A 7,201-nucleotide genomic window follows, 5' to 3' on the forward strand; every position below is an offset into this window, starting at 1 on the left:
GTGCTGCGTCCTTTTCAAAAATTGCCTTGATTTCCACAGTTCCGTCCGGCATGGTGAACTTATCGTTCTCGATAGTCACACCGCCGCTGACGACCTGCCACTCCTTAAAATGATAGCCCGTATTCGGTGTGGCGCTCAGGGAAATGTTCGTACCTGCCGCAGCGGCGGCGAGGTCTGCAGAAGCAGTACCGTTGCCGTTCGTCGTTACGGTGACAGCATACGTTTCCGCTTGTCGCGCTACCAAGGCAAGCTGCCGTGCAGAGAGGTTCCCGGCGCTGTCCTGCGCACGGATATACAGGGCATCGCCGTCTTGCCGTTCTTCCAGAGTTCCTTGGATTGCAAAGCTGCCGTCCCCTGCGGCATAAACGCTTTCGTTATTTTCCCCATAAAGGACTTCGCTGCCGGCGTCCGCCGTGCCGGTGATTTGATAACTGCCTGCCGCCCTGTCCGCGTAGAAGATCGGAGCGGAAAGGGTCAGCACAGGGGCGGTGGTGTCCCTGCTTACCAGCAGAAACACGCCGGTCACGTCCTTGCCCTTCACGCCGTTTACGCGGAGCATCAGCGTGCCGGTAAACTCGGGGATGGCAAAGGTGTTCGACCCGTCCGATGTGAGGGGCGCATCGGTATCCATGCGCGTGACCGTAATGCTTTTGGCTTCCGCGCAGGTCACGGCAAGGGAATTGCTGCTGCCGCCCACATAGGCATGGTACACGCCGTTTTCGTCCGGCGTGCAGTCCTTACCGTTCACGGAAAGGGCAAGGTTCAGCGGCGTGTATTCCGGCAGGAAAACGCCGGAGGATTCGGTTTCTGCGCTGTAATACTTTGCGCCGTCCTCTGTCTGCGTGTAGGCGCTTACACCGACCTTGTAGGTTTCGTTCGCAGACAGATTTTTGGATTCCGCCGTTTCCTCGCCGCCCACGGTCAGAGCCATGTCGATGGAAGTGGTTTTATTGTCAAGGTCGTAACCAAAGCCGGTATCGACCCAGCCACCGTTCTGTTGCTGATAAATCGTCACGCGGTAACCGTCAGCGTTATCTACCTGCTGCCATTCGGCGCGCATGACCTCGTTGCCGGCAGCCTCCAAATTAACGTGCGCAGGAGATTCCGGCTGTTTGGTGTTCGTATACGAGATTTTGCTGTTGAATTGGTTGCTGTCGATGGCAGCAAGCGCTTTTTCCATCACGCCGTCACCATCAAGATCTGTCTCCTTTTCTGTCATCAGGAAGGAGGTTACATAGTATTCGCCCGTAGGTGCCAGTGTGCCGCTTTCAGGAATGTTGACAGCAATATTTTCGGGATCCGCCACCATCTGCTCCTCGACCAGATAGTCCGCGCCGCCCTCGGCATTGGCAAGATACGTGCGCAGCACATACTCTGTACCCGTTTCGGCGTATTTGATTTCGCCCGACAGCTGATAATCATTCAAATTCAAGACAAGACTTTCGAACGGGGTGATGGCAACGCCGCAGGATTTGTCCGTCACAAGCGTAAGCGAGTTTGTGTTGACCTCGTAGGTGCCGCCCTCCGACAGCCGCAGCATCGCCATACGATATTCCTGTTCGTCATTCTTGTTCTTGAGGATGTCGGTGTCGGCGTTGATGGCAGAGTTTGGATCCCTTTGGCCGCCATCGTCCACCCAGTTGATTGCAATATCTTGGTTATTCTTTTTAATTGTTAATGCATCCTTGATCTGCTGCTCGGTTACGGTGTTCTCAAATGCCAACAGGATATACGGTGTCTCGCCCGGGTTAGCGTTCACCTCAATGATTTGCGTGTTTGTACCACCGTTTTCCGCAGCATATGGATCTGCCGCAAGCAGCATGGGAACTGCCTCGCCGCTGTCTTCTGCAGCCACGGCCTGCACCAGCGGATCAACGCCCTTTGTTGACCAGTCCCATTCGGGCAGCTTGCCGAGCCACTTGGTTTCAATGTCCCAGCCGCCGCCTTTGCGGAAATCGGTTTGCACAATTTGCGGCACAAGCACCCACACGCGCGCGTCGAAGACTCCTGCATTCACACCTGTCATCGCGCCGAGGTAGACATCGACATTCTTAAACGCCTGCTTCATGCCCTCGCTGACGTTTGTGTTTGTGACGGGGAAGGTCGTCTGCCCGCCCACGATCAGATTGATGTCTGTGCTGGGAAGGCTAAGACCGCTGAGGAACGGGATGCCAAGGCTGCTCGGAATCTGCAGTCTGCCCTTGACAATACCGTTGGCGCCGATGCCGAGATACACGGTGTCCTTGTTTTGGTTTGCACCGCCGAACGCGCCCAGCTTGATTGCGGTGTTTATGTAAAAGATGTCCAGCGTCTTGCTTGGCAGATTGATGGCAAGTTCCTCCGAACCGCCGAAGTAGGTGCCCTTGTAGGTAACTCCTTTATAAGTACGTTCCTGCCCGTTGAGTTGGAGAGAATAGCCGAAGCTGTCGATGAACTGCGCATTCTTCCCCAGCCCGACGATGCCGACATCCGTTGCCTTGAGGGAAATTTCACTGGGGCCCAGAACGACGTTGCCTGTACCCTCAATCAGATGCATATAGGTACCCGCCAGCGCACCCCGCAGCTTGATGGGCGGGATGGCGAAGTAGTCGCCGTTCACGGTTTTTGCCAGATCCTTAAAACCCGCGCCGCCGCCGTTAAGCTGCCCGACGGGAACAGGCGGCACAAGGGGGATGCCAGGGCTGGACTTGACAAAGAACCACAGCTCGTCGGGAATGAGTGAGCCGTCCTCTTTGCTGCGTTCCAGCGCCAAAGATGCTTCCGTTTCAAACAGGTCGAAGGCGTTTAGCTCCAGCTCAAAGGCATAGCGCTCCTCACCCTTGAAGGTGTTTACCTCGCCGCTGATGCTGGCAAGCTCCAGCGCCATCAGCTTTGCGGTGTCAAAGCTGCCTGTTGCCTTTACGCCGTTGACCTTGAACTCATTTTTGGTATTCAAGCCGTAGCCCAGCTTTTCCATCGAGAACTCGGCACCGTTGAAGATGGTTCGGAAACCGATGTCGCCGCTGAACACAAGGTTTCCTGCCGCGTCGGCTTTCGCGTTTTCCAGTTTCACCGCGGCATAAGGAATGTCCACAAAGACGATGGCATCGTTCTTTTCGGGATCGATTTGGAACGCAAAGCCGTCCTTTGTAAGCGAGATTTGCAAGTCTTTTTCTGCGCCGTTTTTCGGCTGGTAGAACTTAAAGCTCGGTGCGTTCAGGCTTACGCCGCTGTGTTCGATCGTGCCGTCCTTTTTTATGACCAGCTTTCCGCTGCTCTTATTCCATGTCGCCGTAACGGAGGGCGATAGCATCGCCGCGCCGCCGGTAAAGGTGAATTCCGTTCCATTCTTGCTCTCATAATCGCCGCTGATAAGCGCAACGGGGTCTCCGTACTGCTTTTTCAGCGCTTGCAGCGCGGCATCGTCCGCCACATACTCCACTGTCACGCCGCCGTTTACGGCGAACGCGGCAAGCCGCTTGGCGTTGATGGCAGTATTCACTGCATCCGGCTGGGAGGGGACATTCTCCGTGCCCGCCTTGATCAGATCATGAAAGCCCCAAAGAAAGTGGGAGTACTCCTCCGAGCCGTTGGGTTCTTCAAACGTGAAGCCGGTATAGCTGTCACATTGCACCCAGGTATTCAGCGGCTTATCGCCCGGTGTTACGCTGACGGTTTGCGCCAAGGCGACACGAATCGGCTTGCCGCTGACGGAGGTGATATCTTTTTCATAGTAATCCGACAGCCCCACAAAGGGATTTGCCCAAGGGTAGCCGTCCGTATAAACTTCGGTGATGTAAACACCGTCCACATCGCCCCACTCGGAATACCCCTTGGGAACGGTTTTTGTACTTAAATCCTCCACGGACGCGGTGAATACCGAGTTTTCGGTGGTGATTTTCGGGTTCTCCCCTTCCGGCACGGTGGTACGGCTCATTTTAATAGCAGGGCCGCCCGGCTTTTCCAGCGTGGAGGTATGTCCCGTGGCGGTAAAGCAGTTGAACGAATAGCCCCATTTGAAATTGAAGTCACGATTCCAGTCCTGGGGCATGCTGTCCTTGTCGATGCAAATCTCGCTGACCGACGCCAGCACACCCCATGTGTCGGACGATGCGCCGTTCTCTTTGAGCTGGACAAGCTCATAGTAGACTGTCGCCTTTGCTTTGATCAGGCTAAGGGCGGCCAGCAGAGAATATTCCACCTTGATGGCATTTGCGCTGCCGTTCGGCGTTTTTGTCACAAATTCTGCTTTTATCGGCTCAGTCACCACGCCCTCTATCTTTTCCCTGCCTTGGTCATAGGTGGTGAAGGTGCAGCGCGGTGTCTGCCCGATCAGTATGCTTTCCTCATCGGGCTTTGCAGCGGGCGCAACCGTGAGATAGGCATAGGTCCCCCACAATTTGCGAAACGTCATATGGATGTACTCGTTTTGCAGGGAAAGCGAGCCGTCCTCCAGTGTGACGCTTTTTACCGCCCCTTCGGACGGAAAAATGTCCCCCGCAAAAGCCGATACCTGCAAGGGCAGTGTGCCCAGCAGCAGGCATAGGCTCAAAAGCAGGGATAGAAATTTTTTCATGTTGCGTCCTCCTCGTGTTTTTGCTTTTGCTTTTCCCGTTCATGCAGCCGCATACAAACGACCGTCAGCACAACGGCTGCCGCGAACGTCGCAACGCCCACCAGCACATAGCCGCCCGCATCCTCCCGCAGCAGCATCGCACCGAAGCCGCCCCAGGCAGCGGTCTGCCCCTGCCCGACGACCCTGTCCGCTGTCTGCATCAGCGCCGCAAACAGCAGCATACACACAGCGCTCAGCCTGCCGATGCCGCGTTTCTGCCTTCGTCGGGTGTTTTTGCGTATCTGCCTTTTGACAAGCTCGACCCGTCTTGCGGTATCATACATATCGGGGAAGCCTCCTTTCCGGTATTGCCTAAGCGTGAAAAGTCCTTTCACCTATATAGGTACAAAAATTCGGGAAAACTCTCACCCAAAATGCAAAAATTTACAAAAAAATTAAGAGCCGCCCAAAGGCGGCTCCTAAGAAGCGGATATTCGGTTATTTCTTCCGTGATATGCGAATTGCAGACAGCTTTCCCGCCGTTACCAGCAGCACCGGCAGGGCGTAGGCGATGTACTGCGCTGCACCGCCGTAGGCAATCAGCAGGTTGTAGATGGCGTGCAGGGTGATCGCCGCGCCCAGCAGCCCGCAGGTTCCGGCAATCTTCAGCCATGTCCGCTGCCATGAGTAGGCAAGCCCGGCGCCCACAATAATACCGCACAAAACGTGCATGGCACCCGTACCGAAGCCCCGAAAAAAGATGAACGAGAATCGGTCGGCGCCGTTTTGGATGAGGTAGCACACGTTTTCAAAGGTGGCAAAGGCGAGCGCGACTGTGACGGCGGCGGGCTTGATTTTCTCGCTCTCCGGCTCAAACACCAGCAAGTAGAATGCCAGCGGCAGCAACTTCATAATTTCCTCCACCACAGGTGCGATCTCTGCCGTGGCGGCAAGGGCGTCTGCATGACAGACCGCCGCGAGAAAGGTGTTGATATAGGCCGAAAGCAGACACACGCCCATTCCGGCGATACAGAACACAAAAAAGCGAAGCTGCCGTCTGCCCATGCACAGGGCGGCCACCAGCAGCGGGGACACCATACAGAGGAAGATATTTTCAATGTAGGTCATAGTTCCACCGCCTTTCTTACCGCGGGCAGCAGCCCCAGCAGAGCAAAGGTCAGGAGCAGATCGCACCAGAATGCAGGGCTTGCGAAAGAGGCAGCCGACCAGAAGCAGCCCACCGTCCAGAGCAGATATTCCGAACCGACATAGCACAGCATACCGATGTGGAAATACCGCCGATTCCGCGCTTTGCCTGTCAGGGTGTTTGCATAAAACAGCCCCCGTACAGCGCAGAAGGACAGCCAGATCATCAAGCCGCACCAAATCAGGTTGGAGAGAACGTCCCCATACGTGCAGTAGAACACCAGCAGCGGCACGCCGACCAAAGGGGCGAGCCACGCTTTTCGGCAGCGAAAGCCGCGTTCCCCCGAATCGGTCAGCGTGACCTGCAAAATCCGCAGAAAAATCACGCTGGCGACCCAGCCGAACTCCGACACATAAAAAACCCGCGGTGTGGTGTTGAACAGCAGCAGGTACAGCGTCCAGTACAGCGATCCCAGGGCAAAGCAGCCGTAAAAGCAAAGCAGCAAAAAATACGCCTGTCTGCGGCTTTTTTGCCATGCAATACCCGAAAGCAGCGCGCCGAGGAAAGTGGTCAATAATTGCAGCAGGTTCTCAATCAGCTCCATGCCGCCCCTCGCCTTCCCTATCCTGACTGTCCTCCCGATTTATCTGCCGAAGCCGGAAGCACAGAACAGTCACGCACACGCCCAAAAGAAAGGACAAAGCCCGATGACAATGTACCCCAGCGCCGCGCCGCCGCCATACATACTGGCGGCCGTTTCAAAGCCCGCGAAATCGCCGGGGCGGATTCCCGTAACCATGCCGGGCATGGCAAAGGACACACCCACGATCAGCACAAGGCACGCCGCAGCAGCAGAAATCGTAGTGATCGTACTGCGCCGCCGCTGTTCCCTGCGCTGTCTTGCGGCGATGCGCCGCTTTGTTTCCGCAAAGCGTTCTTCATGGCTCCGCATTTGTGATTCCCTCCCGTTCCAATAGTTTGCGCAGGCTCTCTTTTCCGCGATACACCAGATTGGTGATCTGCTTCACCGTTTTCCCCGTGACCTCCGCTGCCTGCGCGTAACTCATCCCCTCAAAATAGGTCAGATACAAAACCTCCCGATAGTCCGGGTTCATTTCACCCATACAGCCATGCAGGATGCGGTTGCGCTCCGCCGTGCCGATGACCTCCTCCGCCAGCAGCTGCCCGTCCGGTTCGTCGGTCAGCGCATCCAGGCTGAACATCAGCCTTCGTTTGCTTCTATGGCGCAGCGCCATGTGCCGCGCCGCCTTGTATAAATACGCCTTGAAGCCACCTTCCCGGATGCAGGGCTTTTTCGTGAACAGATAGGCGAACACATCCAGCATCAGTTCCTCCGCCTCGTGTATGTCGTGCAGGTAGCCGTCTAGGTACACAGTCAGAGGATCGCCGTATTTTTCCATCAGGGCCTCCAGCCCTGCGTCATCACCGTCCAGATATTGGCGATAAAAATCCCCGTCACTGACCATCGTGTCCCCCTCCTTCCTGCGATTCATATGCGC

Annotated in this window: 6 protein-coding genes; all 6 read right to left on the minus strand. The window is 55.9% G+C overall.

Going from position 1 to position 7,201, the window contains the following annotated elements; genetic code table 11:
- Positions 1-4,555 (minus strand): InlB B-repeat-containing protein (locus tag ACLTX1_RS12410; protein ID WP_412331057.1); only part of this gene is annotated, 4,555 nt, incomplete at its 3' end.
- The gene (locus ACLTX1_RS12415) at positions 4,552-4,878 is read right to left on the minus strand and encodes a hypothetical protein (protein ID WP_412331058.1); all 327 of its coding nucleotides are present in this window, start codon (positions 4,876-4,878) and stop codon (positions 4,552-4,554) included. The genes ACLTX1_RS12415 and ACLTX1_RS12410, both read right to left, overlap by 4 nt.
- A 154-nt stretch (positions 4,879-5,032) precedes the next feature.
- Positions 5,033-5,662: a PrsW family glutamic-type intramembrane protease gene (locus tag ACLTX1_RS12420; protein WP_309422903.1), complete on the minus strand. Its 630-nt coding sequence runs from the start codon at positions 5,660-5,662 to the stop codon at positions 5,033-5,035.
- Positions 5,659-6,285, minus strand: a complete 627-nt coding sequence (locus tag ACLTX1_RS12425) for a histidine kinase (protein ID WP_412331059.1) — start codon at positions 6,283-6,285, stop codon at positions 5,659-5,661. The genes ACLTX1_RS12420 and ACLTX1_RS12425 overlap by 4 nt, the downstream gene beginning before the upstream one ends.
- 69 nt (positions 6,286-6,354) lie before the next feature.
- Positions 6,355-6,633 carry a DUF4179 domain-containing protein gene (locus ACLTX1_RS12430; RefSeq protein WP_412331060.1) on the minus strand — a complete coding sequence of 93 codons (279 nt, stop codon included), beginning with the start codon at positions 6,631-6,633 and terminating at the stop codon, positions 6,355-6,357.
- Positions 6,620-7,195, minus strand: coding sequence for an RNA polymerase sigma factor (locus ACLTX1_RS12435; RefSeq protein ID WP_412331061.1), 576 nt, complete (start codon positions 7,193-7,195; stop codon positions 6,620-6,622). Before ACLTX1_RS12435 ends, ACLTX1_RS12430 begins: the two co-directional genes overlap by 14 nt.
- Between the last annotated feature and the right edge of the window lie 6 nt (positions 7,196-7,201).

Source organism: Hominenteromicrobium sp., assembly GCF_046974225.1.
Lineage (GTDB): Bacteria > Bacillota > Clostridia > Oscillospirales > Acutalibacteraceae > Hominenteromicrobium > Hominenteromicrobium mulieris.